The following is a 25,254-nucleotide window of genomic DNA, read 5'->3' as shown; positions in this document are numbered from 1 at the left end:
ATAAGAACAGTATGAAAAAATTAAAAGACATAATAAAAGTAGGGCTCATCACAATTACAGCCTGCAGTTTTTCATCGTGTACAGATTTGGGAGAATCCGTATATAGTTCTGTAATGTCCGACAACTATTACAGAAGTAAACAAGACATCATTAATGCCGTTTTTAGACCCTTCGAAGGGATTTATTCCACTGTCAACCAAGCAAACTGGAGCGAAGAATGCTGTGCAGACCAGTTAATCACGCCCAGTCGCGGTACATGGTGGGTTGACGGAGGAGCATGGGCTAAATTTCATCGCCACCAATACGACGACTTAGTAGAAGAACGTTGGAATCAAGAATGGAACAGCATTTATTTAACAATAGCCCAAGCCAACGTTATTCTCGACGACTTAAATCGGCTGTCACCCGATTACTTTGGAATCAGCAGTAAAGAATGGAACGAGTTTAAAGGTCAACTGCGATGCATCCGCTCCTATCAGTACTTGCGCTTACTCAACGCCTACCGTAATGTTGTGTTATGTACGACTTCTGACCAGGCTATCAATAAGCTGCCCGAAAATCAAAAGCAGGTAGAACCGAAAACCCTGTTCAATTTCATAGAAAAAGAATTGACAGATTGCCTAAACATTCTGCCGGCCAAAAACGGACAGTCAGGTAATGGTATACAACAAGGACAGTGCACGAAAGCTTTTGCTGCAGGACTATTAGTACGCTTATACTTAAATGCAGAGAAATGGATAGGTGAAGCCAGATGGAATTCATGTGAAGAAATGTGCACCCGCATCATAAAAGGAGAATTTGGATACTATGAAGTTGGACCAAACTGGTACGAAGCATTTGATTGGAACAATGATACATCCAATGAAGTAATCTTTGCCTTTCCTTCTTCCTACGGAATGAACCACTGGCATATGCTACAAAACCACCGCACTGTATATGGACGTAGCATGCCTTATGGATCTGCCAACTATTTAGATATAGAAGGAGATGGAGAACGAAATCCACAGTTTGCTATTTCTCCAAGTTATGATAATCAAAATCCTCCCCAGTTATTTACATATGAATTGGGTATGGTAACTCAAAAGTTCCTCAAATATCCGGGAGACGTGCGTTACAAACAATACAAAAACACAAGCAGCAAATCACGTGAAGGAATGTTTTTCCTAGAAGGTAAAATACCCAACGCGCGCATGAACGGAGGATATGCTTACGATCCATTTAATCAATATGTGATATACCTTAGAGACCAAGTAGGACGATTTGAATCAAAAGCAGCAGATGGAGTCATTTCCAATCCCAACTATGCAGAATCTAAATATGAAAACGGAGATTTCAACTCAGGGTTCTATTGTGTAAAATATCCATTCTACTCCTTTTCTGGAGGATATTTCGCAGAGTCAGATTATACCATCATGCGATTCCCAGAAATCATATATTCCAAGGCAGAATGTTTACTTCGCTTAAACAGAGTAGCTGAAGCCGGTAAATTGCTCAATAGCGTCCGCAAACGCAACTATAAAAACTTCGATGCAAACATAGCCTATGAGCCAGAAGGAAATGTAAAACTAGATTTAAAAGAGATGCTGGATGAATGGGGACGAGAATTTCTCAATGAGACTCGTCGCCGTACAGACCTCATACGCTTTGGTCGTTTCCAGGAAGAATGGTGGGATAAGCCTCGTGACAAAGATAACCATTATGAAATCTTTCCGATTCCCCAAAAAGTATTGGAGCAAAACAAATATTTAAAACAAAACCCAGGCTATCCTGATATAACTCGCTGATAACAATCAAGACAACAGTTTAACGTTTAAATTAAGAAACAATGAAACGAATGATATATATCCTATCACATTTGGCCATACTAACATGTGCTTTGATCATGAATCAAGCTTGCCAAGAAGATTATGAAATGGTAGATCCCCCTCTAGTAACAGGAACCGATGATTTAGATGAAGAAATCTTAATGCCCGAAGATTTGGAATGCTATTATGTTACTCCGAGCGGAAAGGGATTGTTAGACGGAAGTTCATGGGACAATGCCATGAGTACAGAACTCTTGCGCAATCTACTCAATGCAAGCAGCAATACAGATATTACCATCCAAAATGCCGAAAGACTAGACGGGAAGTATATCTATTTGGCTGCCGGTGAATATGAGTTGGTAAAAAATGATGCAGGAATAAACGTCGATTACACCGGTTGTAAAAACCCTGTAGAGATTTATATCGAAGGCGGTTATGATCCCCAAAGTGCCGGAACCGATCTGAGTAAACGAGACACAAAACGCTTTGTTACATCACTGATTCGAAAGACTGACAGTCATGCTAACAAGACCATCAACTCCGTTTTCCAATTGGGAAATCAGACAAGCCTGCACTTCAATGGTTGCGTGTTTGACGGAAAATACAATAAAGAGGAAAACGGAACAGTGAGAGCATTCTACCCCAATGGAACCAATACCTCATTATACCTGACAGACTGCACCATTAAAAATTTCAATGTGAAAAAAGCAGCAACGACACGTGGTGGAGCTCTCTTTATCAATAAAGGCAATGTCTACATCGATAATGTAGAAATACATAACAACATCGCTGGAGACCGTGGAGGAGCCATAATACTGGCTAACGGAAGTTGTCAACTATTTATGAACGCATGTACTTTGCATGAGAATTCAGTCAAGACCCAATGGAGTACAGCAATTCATACTGGTGGAAAAGCAATCATGTGTATGAACAACACTACCATTTGGGGAGCAGCCGGCAATAATGACAGAAACATTGTTGTAAATGGTGACGGATATTTTCTATTAGCCAACTCCACGATTATAGGAAACGAAAACAACAATTATGGTGTACTTAGAAGTCCCAGCTACCCCGCAGTTCTTGTCAATTCACTATTCTGTAAAGGAAAGGGGACTCGCACCATCTATCTTGACAAGTCTCCCTATCTATCCAAAGGATACAATGTATATCAAGCTGCCGATAAGAATTGGGGAGCCACAGAAAAAGACACCGACTATAGCGATATCAACATGCCCGATCCTACCCTTACAGATGGTGTTTACCAATGGAACGTATCAGATGGAAAGATCAAACATTTTGCCACAGAACAAGAAGTAATTAAAGTTGTAAAAGAGTTTAAAGTAGAAGACAATCCGATAGGTATGCAGTTTCTTGAATGGTGTGGAGAAGCTGCTTTCGGTAAAGATGGACGCGGTCAAATTCGCAATAAAGAGAAAATGCAAGCAGGGGCATACGATGCCGGTCTATAATTAAATCCAATCAGGGGTGTATATTAACACATACGCCCCTTTACATCCAAATAGTTCAATTATGAAAAGATTCATTTTATTATTTATCATATCACTTCTATCTTCTCATTTCTTTGCGCAAAATCATGCAGAAAAAATACGCAGCCAGCTATTATCACGTTCTACAGACAACGTGTTAGTAATAGCCCACAGAGGAGATTGGCGCAATTTTCCAGAAAACTCTTTAGAAGGCATTGAAAATGCCATACAAATGGGAGTCGACATCGTAGAGTTAGATGTACAGCGAACCAAAGATGGCGTGCTTATACTTATGCATGACGAAACACTCAATCGGACAACAACCGGCAAAGGAAAAGTATCGGAAGCAACAATGGATTATCTGTCAAACTTACATCTCCGAAACGGCTGTGCCATCCGAACGAAACATAAAATTCCAACTTTGGAAAAAGCTCTGTTGTTAGCCAAAGGAAAAATTATGATCAATTTAGACAAGGCAGATCGTTACTTCGGAGAAGTGTATTCTTTACTAAAAAAGACAGGTACCACAGCGCAAATTATCATGAAAGGGGGAAAATCAGTAGATGAAGTAAAAAAACAGTATGGAAAGTACCTTCACGATATCATTTACATGCCAATTGTAAACCTTGACAAACCTGATGCAAAGCAGCAAATAGAACAGTTTTGCAACGAAATCAACCCGGTAGCCTTCGAACTTTTGTTTGCAACAGACGGCAATACCTTGCCACAGGAAATCTCCTCCTACCTCAAAGGAAAATCCCTGATTTGGTATAATACACTTTGGGACACAATGGCCGGCGGGCATGATGACGACCTTTCACTATCCAATCCAGATGCAGGCTATGGACATTTGATAAATCAATTAGGAGCACGCCTCATTCAGACCGATCGTCCGGCCTATTTGTTAGATTATCTGCGAAAACGGAATTTACATCATTAATGAATTCAAATTGAATCCATTGAAATAGATGAGACGTAAATAAAAGGAAATTATGAGTAAGACAATAACACTATCATTGATATTATATACATTCATGACAGTAGTAGGATGCACACTATCCGATCATGAAGCCCCCGTATCTGTAACTTGGCACATTAATGTGCCAGACATAAACAAAAGCAATAATATTGAACAGAAATTTGTCATAAAAAACATATCGAATACCATTATTGACGGCGATTGGAGTATTTTTTATTCCCAATTCCCAATGAAATCCTACCTACAGCAATCCAGTATGGCAAAGGTAGAACAAGTAAAAGGAACCTTTCACCGTATCTCTCCAAATAAAAACTACACCCTGCTAAATCCCGGTGATTCCATCGTACTTATTATAAATGGACGAGGTGAAGTTCCTGGATATTCCATGCAACCCGAAGGAGTATATTGGATAAATGGTAGTAAAGGGAGCACGCCATTGCCCATCAAGTTCCACAATCATCCGATACCATTTCTTTTTTCACAAAATGAAAGAGCAAATCAGATATACAAAGAGAATCAACGGATTGAGAAGGCCATACTTGACACGAGCATGATAGAAGTAATTCCTGCAGTCAAACACGCAACATATGCTCCATCCGTATTGAATTTAGCGAATTCGATACATATCATTGCTCATCCAGACTTTCACATAGAAACAAGCATCTTGAAAAACAAACTTTCCACCCTATATGGAATTACAGACGATTCGCTTTCAACTGTTCAGTTAAGGATAGACTATTTACATCAAAAAAAAAATGCTGTCAATGAAGAATACTACGAACTGGATGTTGCAAACAATAAAATCCAGCTCTTAGCAACCACCCCACATGGCATTTTCAATGGCATGCAAACCTTTTTATCTCTCTTGAAAGGCCAAGAATCACCCTATACCATACAATCTGTATTTATTCAAGACTATCCGGACTTTTCCTATAGAGGACATATGCAGGATGTAGCCCGTAACTTTATTGAATTATCTGATTTAAAGAAATTAATAGATATTTTGTCTTCATATAAACTAAACGTCTTTCGTTTCCACTTTTCAGATGACGAAGGATGGCGTTTGCAAATACCCGGCCTGGAGGAGTTGACAGAAATCGCCTCTCACAGAGGACACACCTATAATGAATCCGAATGCCTGTATCCTGCATATAATGGAGATTTTGATTACCAGTCAAAAACTTCCGGCAATGGTTTCTATTCTAGAGACGAATTCATCGACTTACTCCGGTATGCAGCCGACCGTCATGTAGCTATTATACCTGAAATAGAATCACCTGGTCATGCACGTGCTGCAATTGTAGCCATGAAAGCTCGTTATAAAAAGTATCAAGACACAGATCCCATAAAAGCACATGAATATCTGTTACATGACATACATGACACATCTCAGTATGTTTCAGCCCAGGGGTACTCAGACAACGTGATGAACGTAGCTATGCCTTCTACATATCGTTTTATGAAAAAAGTAATCCAAGAGATCCAACTGATGTATAAAGAAGCCGGTGTCCCGCTTCGATCCATCCACATCGGTGGTGATGAAGTAGCAGAAGGAGCTTGGAAAGGTTCGCCTATATGCAAAAATTTCATGTTAGAACATAACATGACCGATGTTCAAGAATTGTCAGATTACTTTATAATGCGAATTGTTGATTTTCTAAAGGAACAAAATATACCCTTTTCTGGATGGCAGGAAATAGCTGCTGGACACGATAAAGATTTTGACAGATATTTGTCAGAAAATGCTCTGGGAATCTCCTGCTGGAAAGCTTCGCCACACAGTCATTCGGATGAATTGGTCTATCAATTTGCTAATAAAGGGTACCCTGTCATTTTGTGTAATGCCAGCAATTTTTATTTTGACTTGGCATATGATAAGCATCCGAACGAACCGGGACACAATTGGAATGGATATGTTGACGAATCAAAATCTTTTTCACTACTTCCCTACAGCATCTACCGTTCCATACGTAATCGACAAGTAGAGAAGGAGAAAACAAGACTTACTGAACAAGGACGTAAAAATATCAAAGGAGTGGAGTCTGCCTTATGGAGCGAAACAATTCGAAATTTTGAACAAGTTGAATATTACTTATTTCCCAAAATTATGGGTCTTTCAGAACGAGGCTGGCATGCTTCACCCCAATGGGAAAACATAACTGGCATTCACGAACAGTACACCTATGAAAAAGATTTATCATTTTATTATCAACGCATATCTCAGAAAGAAATTCCTTATTGGGAAAAAATGGAAGTAAACTACAGACTTCCTTTTCCTGGTTTATATATAGACAATGATGGAATATTGTTTGCCAATAGTTCTATTAAAGGCGGACAAATCCGATATACTACTGATGGAACAGAGCCTACTTTACATTCCAAGTTATGGAACAAACCTGTAAAGTGCAACTCAAATGAAATTAAAGCCAAACTTTTTGTAGGCAAGAAACAAAGCGTCACAATAAGCATCACCAATTCCCATTTGCAGTCAGAAGCAAGTGAAGCAAATATAATCTATACAAACGCCAACCAATTACAATTATTGGGAAAAGCCACTATGGAAGGGAGTTTTTTTCATCGCATTGACACAGTCCGCTACAAAGACTTGCCAAAGTCTGTGAAGAAATTATATGCCCATTCCTCAGGACTTGCCATTGCATTCAAAACAAACAGCACAGTCATAAAAGCAAGGTGGACCATACCCAATAAACGACAGAATACCAACATGACTCCTATTATGCAAAAAGGGCTTGATTTATACATTAAAAAAGAAGGGGAATGGCAATATGCAGGAGTCGGCATTCCCCAGGGAATTCATTCAACTTCTACATTAGCTGAAAACATGGATACGTCAGAAAAAGACTGTATACTATATTTACCTTTATACGATGAAATAACGCATTTAGAAATAGGTGTATCATCAGACGCCTATCTAAAAAAAACAAAGAATCCCTTTAAAGGAAAAATAATTGTCTATGGCTCAAGCATAACCCAGGGAGCATCAGCAAGCAGACCTGGTCTTGCTTATCCGTCACAACTATCCCGCAGCAGTGGATATCAATTTATAAATATGGGATTGAGCGGCAATGGAAAAATGGAAAGTTCTGTAGCCAAAATGTTAGCTGAAATAAAAAACGTGGATGCATTTATTTTAGATTGCATACCCAATCCTACTGCAGATGAAATTCGCGACAGGACAATTCCTTTCGTAAAAACGATCCGTGAAAAATACCCTGACATACCCGTCATATTTATTCAGTCCGTTTTCCGTGAAAAAGGAAACGTAAATAAAACGGTACGCCATAGAGTAAATGAACAAAATAAAGCGATAGAAGAGCAGATAGAAAAACTTCATAAGCTCGGTTATAAGAATTTATATTTAATCAAAGAGAATCATTTTCTTGGAACCGACCATGAAGGTACTGTGGATGGAGTCCATCCCAACGACTTAGGATTTAAAAGAATGGTAAAAGAAATCCAACCTGTCATAACTAATATTCTTCACATCTGATGTGGAAAGCATCCGATAAAGTACTCATAGTGTTTTTCAGAAACTAGAAAACTCGATATTAGCTTCTGTCAAAAGTTAATATCGAGTTTTTTGTTCTTCAACATAAATATGTATGGTTTACTAAGTAACGTGAGTTCGAAATAAAATTAGAAAATAGACAGTTGCCCGTCATTGAACAACTTGACATCAATGGCGGGCTTCTTTTCAAAAAAGCAGTATGCTGCGATAGCCGACAAAGAATTGGCTATAAAGTTACTGAATGAACGGTGTCTGGAATGTTCAATCTGCGCAATGTTCTTCAATTCGTCATTGACTATCTTGTAGATGTGTTTCTCCGGCCGAAACTCCGTTTACAATCACATCCGTATCTGTCATAACCCCATCAAACCACAAACGTATGTTCTTACCTCTCCAATCTTCCGGTACACGAAATGTATGACGATAAATCCCCTCTTCCATACTGGGATTCTTAACCCCTTTCTTCTTATACCAACGCCCGTAGGTATATTCACCAAAACCTTGCAGCTCCCATTGAGAAGGCACTTCTATCTTACTCCACTTCCCGCTGTTCCTACCCTCGGAACAATAAAACTGCCAGGTTACACCATCGCCCAGTCCGGTACCGGAAAGATAACGGCGCTCTGTCTGCTGAGACCATATGCAAAGAGCGGACAATAGTCCTAAAACAGTAAAAAAGATTCTTATATTCATACTTCTTTTATATGGATTTTAATTTTCGAAAATAATAAAATAATCAAAGAAAAAGGCAGTCTGACTTTCACAAGTTAACCGCCCATTTTTCACTAACCCAAATTATAATAATCAATCACTCATCAATAACGAAGGTGCAATACGATTCCTTACTCACCCGGCAATGGCCAATTAGGAGTAGGAATACGCATCGCTTTCATCTCTTTTTCGAACTGTGCTACTTTTTCCGGATATTTATTTGCCAGATTGACAGACTCCGTCATATCCTCTTTTATGTTATACAACTCTAACGGAGCATCTTTCTTTACAGTCACTACTTTCCAATCTCCACATCTTGCCGCACGTTGCTTTCCAGGGAACTCCCAATACAACAAACGATTATCCGTATCAAGCTGTTGCCCATAAAACAAGGGAAGAATATTGATACCGTTAAGTTTTTGTGGCAATTTATCTGTAGCACCAGCCAAAGCAGCCAAAGTAGGCATTACATCCGGGAAATAAATAATATTATTCAATTTCTGCACCGGAACCTTTCCGGGCTGATTTACAATAAACGGTACGCGAATGCCACCTTCATAAAGCTGTCCTTTCATTCCTTTAAGAGAACCTTTACATCCCAATTCCTCCAACGGTGCCTGCTTGGCAGCACCGTTATCCGATGCAAAGATGACTAAAGTATTTTCGCGCAGCCCCAACCTATCCAGTTCTGCCAACAAACGTCCTATCGCCCGATCCATATGGGTAATCAGCGAGGCATAACGCTTGGTGTTCATATCCCAAGCCTCATCATCATACCAGGTTGTTTCATCTATATTATAGGGTTCGTGCGGCGCATCATAAGCTAAATACAGAAAAAACGGATTGTTTTTATTACGGTTAATAAACTTTATTGCATCTTCCGTAGAAAGGTCTGTATTATGCTTGATGTGTTTATCACCTTCATTCTCTTTTACATTCTCCAGTTTCTCGTTGTTGAAGCGCCAATAAGGATAGTAGTACGGATCATTAGAATATGCAGTACTGATAAGCCATCCGTAAAACTCATCAAACCCTCGGTTCAAAGGAGTTGCTTCCGGATTAAATCCGTCCAAATGCCATTTGTTTACCAAACAGGTTCTATATCCGGCAGCCCCAAGCACAGTGGCAATGGTTGTATCATTCGGTTGTAAATGCATGCGGCGTATGGTCTTGGTGCCTTTTAATCCTTCAATACCACCTGCAATACAAAAGTTATCGCGTATAGTTGTATTTCCCGTATTCTTTCCCGTCATCAAGGCACAACGGGAAGGTGAACTGATACCGGAACCGGCATAGCATTGCGTAAAGGCCGTTCCAGTAGCTGCCAAACGGTCTATATTAGGAGTTTCTATATATTTATTTCCATAACATGACAAGTCGCAATATCCCATATCGTCGGCCAAGATAAAAATAATGTTCGGCTTGTCTCCACCGTCTGTTACAAGTTGCCGGGCAGTCATCAACTGAGGCATAACAAACATACCCGCACAAACTCCACCTAATACTATATCTTTTCTAAACATAATCTGATTTAAATAAAGGAAAAGGTGGCATACCTTTTAAAAGCACCCACCTCCCCTTTTTAATAACTTAAATTTAATGTAGCCAAGGCTAAGATATGATATTTAGCCTTGATAATCAAACAAATAGCATCAATTTTCATATCCCTCGTTTTGGACATAAAGTCCTGGAGTAACATTCATCTGATTCATCGGAATTGGATAGAGGTAACGACCTTCTTTTAAATTTGCTTTCAATTCAGTAAAGTTATAACGCTCAAATTTTGCTTCTGTATCTTCCTTCCAAGTGCCATAACGTACTTGATCGAACCAACGAATACCTTCTCCCATAAACTCAATTTTACGTTCAAGTTTAATGTATTTCATGGCATCCTCTACACTAACTCCAGTCTCGGTTCTCGGATCGCAGTTTGCCCTTTCACGTATTTCATTTACAATTTTCATGGCATCCGCAGTGTTACCTTCACTCGCCAAAATCTCTGCATAAAGAAGCTTCATATCTTCAATACGAATAATAGGTAGATTTACTCCCCAGTCATCATACTTTTTCATGCCACTCTCTGCATCAAAAGACATCCCCAAAGAGGCTATTTTAGTTTTAGTAGGAATCATTTTATAAAACATAGCTTTAGTATACACATTACCCGTAGTTCCATCTTCAAAAGTCATCAACTCAGAAGGGCTCTGATATTCAGGAGCTACCGCATCACCAGCAAAGCCAGCCATCACACCAAAATTATAGCCACGTCCGTCTTTTTTTCCATTAGAGTATTCACGATCAAATTCATGCATCAATGTCTTTTCCACATAAATAGAATTTTGCGAAAAATTATAGTTTTTAGACCAATCTTCCGGAACGATTTTAACTGGAAGCATATTGAATATGGCTGGGTTTCCCGTACCACCCGTACGATACTGAATGGCGAAAATAGAATATTTATTGTAATATGCATCAGTCGGCATCCACTGTTTTTGCCATTCTTCCAATGATGGTGCCCAATAAGCGGCTGCATGAGAATCATCTAAAACGTTTTCCAATTGCGTTTTAGCCAAACTCTTCGCATTAGTATCATTATATGGATAACCAGCCAATGTCATATACACACGTGCCAACATAGCCTTCGCGGCCATTTTATCTGCACGGCCTTTTTTATCTATTTTAGCACCATTGGCATCTTGCATATCTGCTTTATAAGGCAAATCTTCTGACTTTTTCAAATCAGGAATAACACGATTATTGAGAATATCCACTGCAGTAGATTGCTTTACCGATTTAATCTCTGACGGAGACATCGGTCTATCTACCATAGGAACATTTCCAAAAAGACGAACTAACTCAAAATAAGCCCAACCTCTCAGGAAATAAGCTTCATTTAAAAATTGATTTCTGATAGACTCGGAATCAAAAGATGCACTCGGAATCTTAGAAATAGCGACATTGGCATCATAAATGACCTTATACCACATATTCCAAGTATCATTAAACATCGCCATATCATCTGTTGCTCTAAATGTTCCTATTTCAGAGTATTCACGAAAAGCGTCCGGATTAGGTTCTACCCACGCAACATCTGAACGACATTCAGACATAAACCAATACATGCAATTAGATGCTTGGCGCAAATCCGCATAAATGCCTAAAATACCTTGCTCCGATTGAGCTTGAGTTTGATAAAATCCATCTGAAGTTATTTTATCTACAGGTGGAGTATCCAAATAATCATCACACGAGGAGATAGTCACGACCAGCGCAGCCAGCCATATTATATTTTTAAGTTTAAGCATAGTTCTTTGTATTAAGGATTAAAAATTAACATTTATACCAAAAGTAAATGTACGAGCATTAGGATAACCACCATAATCCAGTCCAAGTGCACTTGCTCCTCCAGGACCTGAGCCCACATTGGCAGCTTCTGGAGAATACCCACCATAATAACTATCCCATTTGGCTAGATTCTCAATAGACAAATATACACGTGCATATGATATAAATTTAGGATTAATCGGTAACTTATATCCCAGAGTAAGATTCTTAATACGCAAATAATTAGAAGAATATAACCATCTGGAATCCAGCGTAGTGCCAGTTGTTTGACTCAAAATATAAGGAACCGATCCGTTGCCTGGTTCATCTTCAGACCACCATGCATCTCTCCAATGCCCCATTATATTAGATTTAGCTCCCATACTTGGACGGTCTATAGCACGTCCCAAGATACCATAAATTTTACCTCCAGTTTGTGCTGTTAATAAGATTGATAAATCAAAATTCTTATAAGAGAATCTATTAGTCATACCAAATACAAATTTAGGTGTTGGACTTCCCAAATAGTCTCTATCATTATCCTTATCATATTTACCATCATTATTGACATCTCTATAACGGATATCACCCGGTTGAATCTGTTTACCTTCAAATGTAACGGGTTGTCCATTATGAGCTGCACTATAAGCATCAATCTCAGCTTGATTTTTCCATACTCCAATAGCATCGTACATATAGTACGTATTGACAGCTTTACCCACAGTCAATATATTTGAGTAATTGCTTCCGGAGAATCCAGAATAAATAGGAGTATTATCCGTACCCAACTTCTTTACTTCATTCTTATTATACGACATATTAAATGAAGTATCCCATTTAAAATTCCCTGTCAAATTATGCGTATTCAACTCTATTTCAAAACCTTCATTATGAATATCACCTAAATTATCCCAAATAGTGCTGAAACCAGAAGCACCTTCTACGGGAACTTGATATAATAAGTCGGTCGTATTTTTTGTATACCAATCCAATGACAATTGAATACGGTTATTCAAAAAGCCCAAGTCCACTGCAATATCCGTACTATGAGTTTTCTCCCAACCTAAATCAGCATTACCCAAACTACTAGTATAATAACCTGCAGCTCCCCCATAGACGGAAGAAGTCAAAGTTGCATAAGCAGCTGTATTACTGATAGAATTATTACCTGTCACACCATAACTAGCTCTAATTTTCAATGTATTCCACCATTTTTGATCCCAATTCTTAAAGAATTTCTCATTAGATATAATCCAACCACCGGATATTGCAGGGAATACACCCCATTTATTATTAACTCCGAAAACAGAACCTCCATCAAAACGCAAACTACCCGAAAGCATATAACGTTCATCATAATTATACTGCAAACGACCAAATGTAGATAATAATTTATTAGGTGTCTGTTCTGTTACTGTATTAGTTCCAGCGGCAACCTTTGAACCATCAAACGAACCTGTAATGGCATCATTGGGAAAAGGAGCTTTGAAACCTTGTTCTGTTTTATATCCTAAAGAAGATTGTTCTGACGAAAAACCGAGCATAGCGCTTACTCCATGCTTATTGAATGTATGATCATAATTAGCTACAGCTTGTAATAAAGTATTCCAAATACGACTTGTAGAGTGGCTACCCGAAGAAGATTGGCCTTCACCCTTTGCCCAACCTTTGCCTGAACTTGAAAAAGAATATTTGTTTCCATCCAAATCATAATAATTTGCTGCAGCAGACAATTCAACTCGAAAATCCTGAAATGGAGTGATACGTAAGAAAGCATTACCGACCATACGTAATGTACGATTTTGGCTAATATCCGTATTCAAAATATAACTTGGACTTGAAGTTGTATCTGCCCATCCGTAACGGCCGTTAGGTTGTACGTAAGTCATATATCCGACACCCGGTTCTGAAACCGGAGCAGAAGAAAGCGTTTTATGAGCTTGCGAATCCTTACCATTAGCACGTCCCGAGCCGTCTGTTACAATATAAGTTGGAGCTAAATTCATTCCAATAGAAAGATATTTATTTATTTTTGACTCTACATTTGCACGGAAAGAAAAACGCTTATAGCCAGTTCCTGTAGCTAATCCCTCTTGGTTCATATAACCACCAGAAAATAAATAGCTGACATTATCAGTAGCACCGGACACATTCAAACTATAATCCTGTACAATAGCGGTACGATAAACTTCATCTTGCCAATCCAACAGACTAAGGCTTTCCGAAGTTGGAGTATAGGTATGGGAATCTCTCATATCTTGACTTAAATAATTAAACCAACGGTCATCAAGAATATACAAATAAGCGTTATCTGTACCAACCTTAACTCCTACATTTGCCAAACGCGTGGCATTATCATCGCGGATACTAGCATTAGTGATTCCTTTCTTTTGAGCTTCAGATAAATAATAAGCATCATTCCATCTTGTTCTGAACTCCATCCATTCTGTAGCACTCAGTAAATCTATTTTCTTTTCCAAAGTTTGAAAACCAACGCTAGCATTAAAAGAAACTTTTGGTTTACCTGTTTTTCCTTTCTGCGTTGTCACAATAACTACACCATTTGAGCCACGAGAACCATAAATAGCTGCAGAAGCCGCATCTTTCAAAACTTCAATAGAAGCAATATCTGCCGGATTTATTCCACTTAAAGTAGTCATAGGAACACCATCAACTACATAAAGAGGATCGGAGTTAGCATTTACCGAAGCAGCACCACGTACACGAATTTGCATATCAGCACCAGGTTCACCGGTAGTAGTACGTACCGTTACTCCAGCCAATTGCCCTTGCAAAGCTGTTTCTGGACGCGCCAAAGGACGATCTTGAATTCCTTTAGTATCCATTTTTGCCACAGCCCCCGTCAAAGTACTTTTCTTCACAGAACCGTAACCAATAACAACAACTTCATCAAGAACTTCCGTATCTTCTTCCAAAGTCACTTTTACATTGCTTTGTCCTTTCAAAGCAATATCCTGAGTTTTATAACCAACGAAACTAACTTGTAGGACAGCATTTTCCTGAACATTGTTAAGAGTAAAGTTACCATCAACATCTGTGATAGTACCATTAGTAGTTCCTTTCACTAAAACACTCGCACCGATAACTGTTTCACCCGTTTTGTCTAATATGACACCCGTAATAATTTTGCCTTGTGCAAGAATGTTTAGATGACAGCTTATTAAAAGAAGCATTAACAAGCATAACTTTTTGTGTAAAATTCTCATAGACTATTAATATAAATTGGTTGATTAATTAATTCAAGATTAACCGTCCGATGCAACTGTTATCGGACACAGAGCTTATGAATGCAAAGTTAAATATAGACAAACTTAACAAAATACACCTACTGATACAAATACTATCCTTTTTGACTTTCTCCTAAGAAAAAAGAAGCTTTTCACCCAATAAAAATCTGACAATCAAAGTTTTTATAACAATTTTGATAGTAGACTATTCATTTTGACATTAATCAAAATCCTCGTTCTCCACCTCAGTCTCCCGACCAAAAGAGCGATATTCCAATGGGGTAAACCCTGTGCGTTTTTTAAATAATGAAAAGAAATGTTCGGTAGACTTATAATCGAGCATAAAAGAAATCTCTTTAACGGAATGAGAAGTACCAACCAATAATTGTTTGGCTTTACGCAACTTCAACTCCTGGAAATATTTAGCCGGTGCATAACCTGTATAGTCCTTGAATACTTTCCGGAACCAGGAATAGCTGATATTCAATTTCATAGCCAACTCTTCAGGATCAATATCCTTAAAGACATTCTCATTCATTATAATCTTGGCCTGCTCAATCTTCTGATCAACATCGCCCACCTCAAAAATTTTATTTTTAGAAATGGACAGTATCATACCTACTATGTGCAGCACTATACCGCCAAGATACTGTTGGGAAGATATTTTATCCGCTTCCGCTATTTCCAAAGCACGGGAAAAAAGAGACACCAACTCCTCATTCAAACCCACCTCAAGCACTTGATTGTCTTTAGACAAGAAACCGCCTTTCACCAGATTATCAATGACAGGACCTTCAAAACCGATATAATATTCGTTCCATCCGGTTTGGCGATAAGGGTGATAAGTATGCCATTGACCGGGAAACAATACCATCAGACGTCCTTTGCATACCTGCTTTTCCGGCGTTGTTTCCGAAGAAAACAATCCCCGTCCTTTCGTGATATAAACCAATTGATACTCACGCAAGACACGTCCTTTCTGGGCATTAAAGAAATAACCGGAAGGATGATCCTTCAATGGATACGGAGAGTCCGGCTGAATGGATTGAAAGCCGACAGTATTTACCCACAGACCAAACTTTTGGTCCATGTCATTTACGATAAGGTACTTAAATTCCACTCCTAAATCATTGTAATTCTTAGTCATACCACGTGTCCTTCATGATGGATTCGGGACAAAAATAGGAAATATTTGTGAAATAAGAGATACCTATGGAAGATTTAATAAAAAAAGTCCCGTCTGGAAGTATCTTTGTGTTTCCAGACGGGATTAACATACTATCTAAAAGGATTATTACTTTTTGACTACAATTTTATCGTATTGCTGTTCAGCCTTAATCTCTGTATACTTCGGCGCATCCATCATTTCAATCAATGCGCGGAGAACAGGTCCTTCACCCATCGGATCATTCTCTTGGGTAGGACGGTTGTAGTAGTATGCAGGCGACGGCATGATACCCGTTCCGACACAGATTTTGGTCACATCGCCTTTGTCGGACATCAGTGTCATCATTCCTTTCAGCCCCTGCTCGGCAGCATAAATGAAATCAGGATGCAGCCAACCGTGCTTTACACCACGTGCGATACCAAAAACAAACATGGCCGTACCCGTAATTTCCTCATAGGAATCTTCCTTATCAAGAAGCTGATGCCAAAGACCGTTCTTACCCTGATAACGCACTACACCGCTACATTGACGGCGGAAGCACTCCAAAACCTCAGGACGCATAGGATGATTCTGCGGCATCACTGCAAGCAAATCGGCAGTTGCCATGAAAACCCAACCGTTGGCACGGCTCCAATGAGCAACACCGTGCTCGTCCGTATCCGTATGATAGCAATGATAGAGAATCCGTTTTTCGGGACACCACAAATATTTGTGATATTTGATTACCTGATTGGCAGCATCATTGATATAACTCATGTCACCGGTCATCTTAGCCATACGTGCAAGGAAAGAGATAGCCATGAAAGCATCATCAGCCCAGATGGTATTTTCATGAGGCCAGATACGGGCAATAGTACCGTCAGCCAAACGAGGCTCGCCATAGTTCAAGTGCTCGGCTGTTTCATTAATATAATTCAAGAAAGAATTATTCGGATGCTTCATCTGCAGGTCAATCAGGCTGGCTCCCATAGGACCGTTATCATCCAAACGCTTTCCACGGAATATCATGTGCCAACTCAACTTACGAACGCCATACCATCCTTCATTTTTCATTGCCTGCTCATACTGCTTCTTAAAGAAATCAAGATTACCCTCGTTAAATACGAAATTCATATTTTTAAGAACATAATCATCATACTTCTTCGCTCCCGTTTTATCGGCCAATTCCATTAAAGCGATATGGGTTACTCCATTGGTATAATGCCAATTATTGTATTTACATGCAACCTTGACATTCATATCCAAAGGCAAGTTCTTGACAGACTTATAGGTTTTACCGGTCTTGGTATTCTTAAACTCATAAGTAGTAGTTGCAAGGATACGGTCTGCTATTTTCACAGCAAGGTCAGAAGCCGAAAGCTTAGCTTCTGCTGCCGTCTTCATTGGTGTTTGCGAAAAAGCAGTGACGGCTGTTAAAAACAGCACACATGAAATAATAGTTTTCTTCATGGTAATTCAAATTATAATTAAAAAGCTTTACGATACAAAGTCTCAATATCTTCGACAGAAGTAGGACGAGGATTACCGCCCGTGCAAACGTCATTGAAGGCATCAACAGCCAATTGATGCAAGTCTTCCTCTTTTACATTTATCTCATGTAGTTTTTGAGGAATGCCAATGCTCAATGACAGCTTCCGGACTGCATCCACAGCCGCACGCACTCCTTCTGCCTCGGTCATACCCACCGTATCTACTCCCATAGCTTTAGCTATATGAAGATATTTGGGGGCAGCCGGAGACTCTGCATTATATTCCATCACATAGGGCAACAGCAATGCATTGGCAACTCCATGCGGAGTATCATAATGAGCGCCCAACGGATGCGCCATGGAATGAACAATACCCAAACCTACATTACTGAATCCCATACCGGCAATGTACTGAGCCTGTGACATCGCTTCGCGAGCAGCGACATCATTGCCATCGTCTACCGCAGCTTTCAGATTAGCGGCAATCATTTCGATGGCTTTCAACTCAAACATATCGGACATCGCCCAGGCGCCCGGTGTTATATAGCTTTCAATGGCATGCGTCAAAGCGTCCATTCCTGTTGCAGCAGTCAGCCCTTTCGGCATGGAATACATCAGTTCCGGGTCTACAATCGCCACAACCGGAATATCATTAGGGTCTACGCAGACCATCTTCTTCTTTGCATCCTCATCAATTATCACATAATTGATAGTGACTTCAGCGGCTGTTCCAGCCGTTGTAGGCAATGCAAAAGTCGGGACAGCCTTATGACGGGTTGCAGCTACACCCTCCAATGACTTCACATCTGCAAAATCCGGATTATTCACAACAATGCCGATACCTTTTGCCGTATCAATGGAAGAGCCACCGCCCAGCGCTACAATAAAATCAGCACCGGATGCTTTAAAAGCGGATACGCCATTCTGTACGTTCGCAATCGTCGGATTTGCCTTTACATCACTGAAAAGCTCATAAGGAATACGATTCTTTTCAAAAACTTCAATTATTTTGTCTGCGACTTTAAAACGGATCAGGTCTTTATCTGTCACAAAGAACGCTTTCTTAAAACCTCTACGCATGGCTTCCACCGCAATTGTTTTCCGACAGCCTGCTCCGAAGTAAGAGGTTTCGTTCAATATCATTCTGTACATATACTTCATTTTTATTTGGGTAAATTAAAAGCCACGGTCATCTCTTTCATTTGTTCCTGACTCATTCCGTCCGGTTCAAAGCCCATGTTTTTAGCTGCAATGTAAATCAGTGCAGATTTATTCAACACATCTACCTGGTCAAAAGCAGACATAATATCCACATCTACAGCAAAGACTCCATGCTTTTCCCACATAGCTACATCATAATCGTTCAAAGCCTCAATAGTAGCGTCAGCCAATTTTACCGAACTTGGCAATTCATAAGGGATTATACCCAATCCACGAGGACAGAACGCCTTTGTTTCCGGAATCATACTCCAAAGCAGATTGGTAGCCACATCCTTCTCCAGGAACTTCTTGTTATGGGTCATAGCAATCAATTCGATAGGATGTGTATGCAAGGATGCTCTGTAAGGAGAGCCTTTTTCAAGCAGATAATTATGCACGGCAAGATGAGAAGGCAATTCCGATGTAGGCATTACAGGCTGGTCTGCTATAATTACGTAGCTGGCACAGTCATCCAGAATACGGATGATTGAACCGTTTGCCATAGGCCAACGTGCCAAATCACGCATACGCATCTGAGTACCTTTACAATAAAAATAACAACCTTTCAGATAAGGGAGTACCTTTCCTATCTGTTTTACTTCGCTGATAGCCGGCAAAGCCCGGATTTCATCATCTACATATTCAGTGATGTTTAAAGTTATATTACCACCATTACGTTCCGCCCAACCTTTTTGCCAAAGATAACCGGCCACTTCTGCCGCTTGATTGACTTCATAAGCCAATTCGGGACGATTTTCAAGAATTGATTTCATGTGTCTATTTAATTACAGTTTATTAGATATTATTTTCATGCTTGCGCCATCGCCACTACAATGATAGAAGCAATGAGAACGGCCAATCCCAATATTAATACGCCTATTGTACGGGAACCGCACCCCTTCCATTCTTTCAGCAGGATTCCCCAGACATTACTGAATGTAACATTCAGCGACATCAGTATACTCCAGGAAAATGCAAGCAATATCGGACTGCCGCCTAAAAAACTCTTACCCATTTCCAGACCGAAGAATTGCGAATACCATAATACTCCGGCAAGAGCACAGAACAAAACATTATTCACAAGGACATCACCGCTGACCGACAAATACTCCTTACCCGTCCTATTCTTTATATTTTGCTGGATACAATAAGCCGCATTCGTACAGAACCCGCCCAAAGTTACCAGAAAGATAACAGGAAGTCCGGCATACAACGGAGCCACCCCACCTGCCAGCGCCGCCTCCTTAATAGGCGTTCCGGCATCCAGGCCGAGGGCAAAACAGGCACTCATCACACCTGCCAGCAAAGCAACCAGCAACCCTTTTGTCAACGCAAAATCTTTCACGGCAGCCTTTTTTTCCTCCTCACTCATATTTCTGGAGCGTAGGCTGCCCGCATAACCGATAATGGCAATTCCCGCCAAAGTGATGCAAACACCAATAAGGAGCATCAGACCGTCACCGTGCAGCAAATCTTTCCCTGCAAACAGAGCCGGGAACAGGGTTCCGAAACCGGCACAGGTACCCAAAGCTATACTTTGTCCTAAAGCAACGCCCAAATAGCGCATACTCAATCCGAATGTCAGACCGCCGACACCCCAAAGGACACCGTAAATAATAGCCGGCAATGCACCACCGGCTCCCCAAAGTTCTATCAGGCTGCCATCGGCAGGAATGGCAAGTAAAGCGCCGAGCAGCGGAAAAACAAGCCAGGCAAAAATGCCCTGTACCAACCAGAAGTTTTCCCAGGACCAACCTTTGACTTTATTGATAGGTACATACGAGCTGCTCTGCCCAAAGCTTCCCACAGCGATAATTAATAATCCTATTAGTGTATTCATGATAATCAACGGTTAATGTTCTATGAGTAATGAAAGTAGCGGGCAAAGATATGCTTTCCCCGCTAAACACTATCACTAACTCTGATAAACTTAGTTACGTCTGGATGTAACCTCAGCTTCGTATTTTTCTATTTCAGCAATGAATTCTTCACCTACCGGAACATTATTCTTCAAACAGAACATATCCCAAACGGCATTCCAAGGCAAAGCTTTAGCTTCTTCCAACAGGGCAAGACGCTGGAAGCCCTGACCGGCAGCCTCATACTCGCGAAGTTTAGCCAACGGTTCCAGCAATGCCCGCAACATACATTTCTGTGCGGCACGGGTGCCGATGACATAAGCGCCTATACGGTTGATGGAAGCATCGAAATAATCAAGACCGATGTGTACACGGTCCAAGGCATTGCAACGGACAATCTCCTGGAAGAGTTCGAGAGTCGGGTCATCCATAATAGTCACATGGTCGGAATCCCAACGTATCGGACGACTTACATGAAGCATCAGTTCGGGTACGAACAGCAACATGGACGAAACTTTATCAGCAGCACTCTCCGTAGGATGGAAGTGACCCGTATCGATTGTTATCAGTTTCTGGTGTTGCACGCTATAACCTACACAGAATTCATTAGAGCCCACTGTATAGCTTTCCAGACCGATACCGAATACTTTAGATTCCAGACAGTCCTTCATATTTTTATATTCCGTAGCAAAAATCCGGTCGAGAGAGTCTTTAAACAGTTCACGGTATTTCATACGGTTTACCGTAACATCCTTGCTACCGTCGTGTACCCAAAGATTCATGATGCAAGGATCGCCCTGACGGCGTCCCATCTCTTCCGCAATGGCACGGCAGCGCTTGGTATGTTCAATCCAGAAATCACGGATGCCTTTATCCGGATTGGCTAAAGACAAGTTACCGCTTTTAGGATGTGAGAAAGAAGTCGAGTTGAAATCCAGTTTCATCCCGTTTTCAGCCGCCCATTGCATCCAGCTTTCAAAATGTTTCACTTCCACCTGGTCACGGTCAACAAACGTACCGCCGAAATCACCGTAAATTTCATGCAGATTCAAGCGATGTTTGCCCGGTATATAAGAAGCGGCCTTTAAGATGTCGCTACGCAATTCTTCCATATTACGGGCCTTACCGGGATAATTACCTGTAGTCTGGATACCGCCGGTCAGCGAGCTGCCCGACTCAAAGCCGATAACATCATCGGCCTGCCAGCAGTGCATGGAGATTGCAACCTTCTGGAGCTGTTCCATTACCTTTTCCACATCTATCCCAAGAGCAGCATAACGTTCCTTTGCCACTTCATAAGCCTTTGTTATTAATTCTTCTTTCATGATACTGATTTATTTAATATGATTTTAAACATTAATGATTCATTGTCACCTGTTTGAAGTGTAAATATGCGGCATCCCACACGTCCGTATCTTCCGGATAGAAAGTTTCCAAAGAAATAGAGCGATTGATCAACTGGCGCATGGAAGCAATATCCTTTGCCGTTCCCGCCGCCAATGCCTGAATCATGATATTACCGATTGCCGTAGCCTCAGACGGGCCTGCCACAACAGGAATACCGACAGCATTGGCTGTCCAACGGTTCAATAATTCATTACGGCTTCCTCCGCCAATAACGTGAAGTGTCTCTATCGGGTGAGGAGAAAGAGTGCGAAGATTATCCAAAACCTGACGATAGCGCAGAGCAAGGCTCTCAAAGATACAACGTACAATTTGCCCCCGTGTATGCGGAACAGGCTGATGAGAATCCGAACAGTACGTCTGTATAGCCTGTTCCATATCGGCAGGATTAGCAAACAGGACATCATCAGGATTAATCAGACTGCGGAACGGCTCACTGGCATTCGCTTCGGCTATCAGTTCCGGATAAGATGTCTGTCCCCACGCCGCACGGCAGCGTTCCAACAGCCACATCCCACAAATATTTTTCAATAGACGGATAGTGCCATCCACACCTCCTTCATTCGTAAAATTCAAAGATTCGGTTTCCTCTGTAATAACCGGCCCCTTCGTTTCCACTCCCATTAAAGACCAGGTTCCGCTGCTCAGATAGGCAAAATCAGGATTCATTGCAGGAACCGAAGCCACAGCAGAAGCCGTATCATGCCCGGCAACTGCGATTACAGGTATATCTCCCAATCCGGTCATGCGCTGTACTTCCTTTGTCAATGTTCCTATTTTCTCACCGGGATAAACAAAACGGCCGAAATTATTTTCCGTCAGTCCGAGTTCGCGCAATAAAGCATCTTCCGGTTTACGGGTGTTTGCATTGACCAACTGCGCCGTACTGGCAATGGTATATTCCGTTACCATTTCACCGGTCAGCATATAACTCAAAGCATCCGGTATAAAAAGCAATTTATCGGCAGCAGCCAATGCACTGTCATTATTACGTCTCAATGTATCAAGCTGGAACAAAGAGTTGAAATTCATCACTTGAATACCCGTCCACTCATAGACCTGCTTGCGGGCAACCTTTTTAAAGAAAGCCTCAGGCGCTCCGGCCGTATGAGGATCACGGTACGAATAAGGCTGACGAAGAAATCCGCCGTCTTTACCTACACAGACAAAATCCACTCCCCATGTATCAATACCGATGGAAGTAATTTCCACATTCTTCTGAGCGACTATTTTCAGTCCTTCGATAATATGCCGGTAAAGCTCATATATATCCCAATAAAAATGTCCGCCGGTTTCAATCAGATGATTCGGGAACCGATTCACATCTTCCATTTCCAATCCTTCCGGTGTGAAAGTTCCCAAGATGGTACGGCCGCTGGTAGCTCCCAAATCGACCGCAAAAAAACATTGTTTCATGGTAATTAGTTTTAGTCGCTATTTCATGATACAAAAATAGGGGAATCATCCCCTATTCCTTGTACTTATTTTGACTGAAAGGGTGTCAGATTTGACAATCCGTTTCATCCGCTATTACCACATCCGGTCTTCTATTTCACATCCTCACAAAAACGGGTGACAATTTGCTCGCCTTCCGTATTCCGGATGGTTACGTTCTTCATCGTAACGGCCTTGCTATAAACAAATTCGGCTCCCAATCGGGAAGTTATATCAACATCTTCCAAAACCACATTTTCAATCGGCATTTCCGGGATACCGTTGAAGAACAATGCACGACGGGCGCCTGCGCATACCAAATTCTTCACATGAATATTCCGGAAACAAGGAGTTGTTTCATCCACAGGAAGAGGATCTACTTTAGCCGGAACTTTTTCACCGCTCTCCAACACTTCAACGGCAGATTTTCCACCATAATAAAGATTGAAAGTAATCGGTTCGGTCGGAATATCCATCATAGACACATTGGTAATCCATATATTTTCAACAATACCGCCACGACCACGCTTGCTCTTAAAACGCAGTCCCACATCCGTTCCCAGGAACTGGCAATTGCTGACGGATACATTACGTACCCCGCCACTCATCTCACTGCCGACAACGAAACCGCCATGGCCTTTAAATACCGTGCAGCCATCTACCACTACATTTTCGCAAGGACGTGCACGACGGCGGCCATCTTCATCCTTACCGCTTTTCAGACAGATTCCGTCATCTCCCACATCAAAGGTAGAATTCACAATCAGCGCGTTTTTACAAGATTCCAAATCCAGTCCGTCACCGTTCTGCGCATAGCTCGGATTACGCACCTGCACATCTTCAACCAGCACATTCTCACACATCAGCGGATGCAGGTTCCACGCCGGAGAGTTCTGGAAAATCACCCCTTGCAACCACACATTCTTACACTCTATCAGACTCACCATCACCGGACGAAGGAAATGACGGACACTTTGCCACTCTTCTTCCGTTTTCAGATTCTGGGGGACATTCATATTGCTGATAGTATCCCCTTTCAAAGTTTCAGGATAAGGAAACCAGTAGGTAGGACGTTTATATACACCGCCACGGGCTGTTGTCTGCTTCCAGACGCTCTCCGTAACCTTCTCACGCTTCAACGGACGCCAGTAATGGCCGTTTCCGTCAATTGCCCCTTCGCCGGTTATAGCTACATTTTCCAGGTTACGGCCGGAAATCGGAGACTGGCAACGGCGGGTATCCAACCCCTCAAACACTGTTTCCACCAAAGGATAGAGGTCCACATCAGGAGAGAAAAGGATAACAGCCCCTTTTTCCAAATGCAAGTCGATATTACTTTTCAATACGATCGGCCCTGTAAGCCAAACACCGGCAGGAACAACAAGATGTCCTCCCCCTTGTTCGGAAAGAGCATTGATTGCATCGGCAAAGGCCGATGTACATAGAGTTTCCCCATTACCGACGGCATTAAACTCTTTCAGATTGACCGTACGGTCAGGAAATCTCGGCGCTTCCACACGAGGCATGTCAAAAGGCAGGTTACGATAGACAGCTTCATATTTATAGTCCGTAGACTGGCAAGAACTGAATATCCATAAACAAACAGCAGCAATTACATACAATGGTTTTGTCATTCT

General features: G+C 41.1%; 15 protein-coding genes and 3 pseudogenes. 5 read left to right on the top strand and 13 right to left on the bottom strand.

Translation table 11 applies throughout. From position 1 onward, the window contains the following. Positions 1-11 precede the first annotated feature (11 nt). From NQ565_RS05080 to NQ565_RS05060, 5 genes and pseudogenes are all read left to right on the top strand, one after another. Positions 12-1,784 (top strand): RagB/SusD family nutrient uptake outer membrane protein, encoded by a 1,773-nt coding sequence (locus NQ565_RS05080; RefSeq protein WP_005652785.1) that lies wholly within the window; start codon positions 12-14, stop codon positions 1,782-1,784. Between the two features lie 41 nt (positions 1,785-1,825). Continuing rightward, positions 1,826-3,274, top strand: a complete 1,449-nt coding sequence (locus NQ565_RS05075) for a hypothetical protein (protein ID WP_005652787.1) — start codon at positions 1,826-1,828, stop codon at positions 3,272-3,274. A gap of 61 nt (positions 3,275-3,335) precedes the next feature. Next, positions 3,336-4,232, top strand: coding sequence for a glycerophosphodiester phosphodiesterase family protein (locus NQ565_RS05070; RefSeq protein ID WP_005652788.1), 897 nt, complete (start codon positions 3,336-3,338; stop codon positions 4,230-4,232). Positions 4,233-4,284: 52 nt separating this feature from the next. Then, a pseudogene (locus NQ565_RS05065) lies at positions 4,285-6,741 on the top strand (family 20 glycosylhydrolase); the annotation flags it as partial. Beyond that, entirely contained in the window at positions 6,739-7,782 is a 1,044-nt protein-coding gene (locus NQ565_RS05060) for an SGNH/GDSL hydrolase family protein (protein WP_259831029.1), read from the top strand. The pseudogene NQ565_RS05065 and the gene NQ565_RS05060, both read left to right, overlap by 3 nt. A gap of 146 nt (positions 7,783-7,928) precedes the next feature. Here the strand turns inward: NQ565_RS05060 and NQ565_RS05055 are convergent. The 13 genes and pseudogenes from NQ565_RS05055 to NQ565_RS04995 all read right to left on the bottom strand — a co-directional run. Beyond that, a pseudogene (locus NQ565_RS05055) lies at positions 7,929-8,090 on the bottom strand (IS982 family transposase); the annotation flags it as partial. Between the two features lie 16 nt (positions 8,091-8,106). After that, a pseudogene (locus tag NQ565_RS05050) lies at positions 8,107-8,493 on the bottom strand (sugar-binding domain-containing protein); the annotation flags it as partial. A gap of 149 nt (positions 8,494-8,642) precedes the next feature. Continuing rightward, a complete protein-coding gene (locus NQ565_RS05045; RefSeq protein ID WP_005652794.1) occupies positions 8,643-10,034 on the bottom strand; it encodes a sulfatase-like hydrolase/transferase in 1,392 nt (463 codons plus the stop codon). 129 nt (positions 10,035-10,163) lie between these two features. Then, positions 10,164-11,816, bottom strand: coding sequence for a RagB/SusD family nutrient uptake outer membrane protein (locus NQ565_RS05040; RefSeq protein WP_005652796.1), 1,653 nt, complete (start codon positions 11,814-11,816; stop codon positions 10,164-10,166). 18 nt (positions 11,817-11,834) lie between these two features. After that, positions 11,835-15,029, bottom strand: a complete 3,195-nt coding sequence (locus NQ565_RS05035; protein ID WP_005652797.1) for a SusC/RagA family TonB-linked outer membrane protein — start codon at positions 15,027-15,029, stop codon at positions 11,835-11,837. A 274-nt stretch (positions 15,030-15,303) separates the two neighbouring features. Next, positions 15,304-16,230, bottom strand: coding sequence for an AraC family transcriptional regulator (locus tag NQ565_RS05030; RefSeq protein WP_005652799.1), 927 nt, complete (start codon positions 16,228-16,230; stop codon positions 15,304-15,306). 147 nt (positions 16,231-16,377) lie between these two features. Further along, the gene (locus tag NQ565_RS05025) at positions 16,378-17,700 is read right to left on the bottom strand and encodes a glycoside hydrolase family 88/105 protein (protein ID WP_005652800.1); all 1,323 of its coding nucleotides are present in this window, start codon (positions 17,698-17,700) and stop codon (positions 16,378-16,380) included. A 17-nt stretch (positions 17,701-17,717) separates the two neighbouring features. Continuing rightward, positions 17,718-18,872 (bottom strand): lactaldehyde reductase, encoded by a 1,155-nt coding sequence (fucO, locus tag NQ565_RS05020; RefSeq protein ID WP_022104590.1) that lies wholly within the window; start codon positions 18,870-18,872, stop codon positions 17,718-17,720. Between the two features lie 11 nt (positions 18,873-18,883). Further along, positions 18,884-19,693 (bottom strand): rhamnulose-1-phosphate aldolase, encoded by an 810-nt coding sequence (gene rhaD / locus NQ565_RS05015; protein ID WP_005652802.1) that lies wholly within the window; start codon positions 19,691-19,693, stop codon positions 18,884-18,886. A gap of 35 nt (positions 19,694-19,728) precedes the next feature. Further along, a complete protein-coding gene (gene rhaT / locus NQ565_RS05010) occupies positions 19,729-20,760 on the bottom strand; it encodes an L-rhamnose/proton symporter RhaT (protein ID WP_005652803.1) in 1,032 nt (343 codons plus the stop codon). Positions 20,761-20,850: 90 nt separating this feature from the next. Beyond that, positions 20,851-22,104, bottom strand: coding sequence for an L-rhamnose isomerase (locus NQ565_RS05005; RefSeq protein ID WP_005652804.1), 1,254 nt, complete (start codon positions 22,102-22,104; stop codon positions 20,851-20,853). A 31-nt stretch (positions 22,105-22,135) separates the two neighbouring features. Then, positions 22,136-23,599: a rhamnulokinase gene (locus NQ565_RS05000; protein WP_005652806.1), complete on the bottom strand. Its 1,464-nt coding sequence runs from the start codon at positions 23,597-23,599 to the stop codon at positions 22,136-22,138. 131 nt (positions 23,600-23,730) lie between these two features. Beyond that, complete coding sequence (locus tag NQ565_RS04995; RefSeq protein WP_040315562.1) at positions 23,731-25,251, bottom strand: glycoside hydrolase family 28 protein; 1,521 nt, start codon at positions 25,249-25,251, stop codon at positions 23,731-23,733. Between the last annotated feature and the right edge of the window lie 3 nt (positions 25,252-25,254).

The organism is Bacteroides stercoris ATCC 43183 (genome assembly GCF_025147325.1).
GTDB lineage: Bacteria > Bacteroidota > Bacteroidia > Bacteroidales > Bacteroidaceae > Bacteroides > Bacteroides stercoris.
The sequence above is the reverse complement of the archived record's forward strand: the minus strand, read 5'-3'. Positions and strand labels throughout refer to the sequence as shown.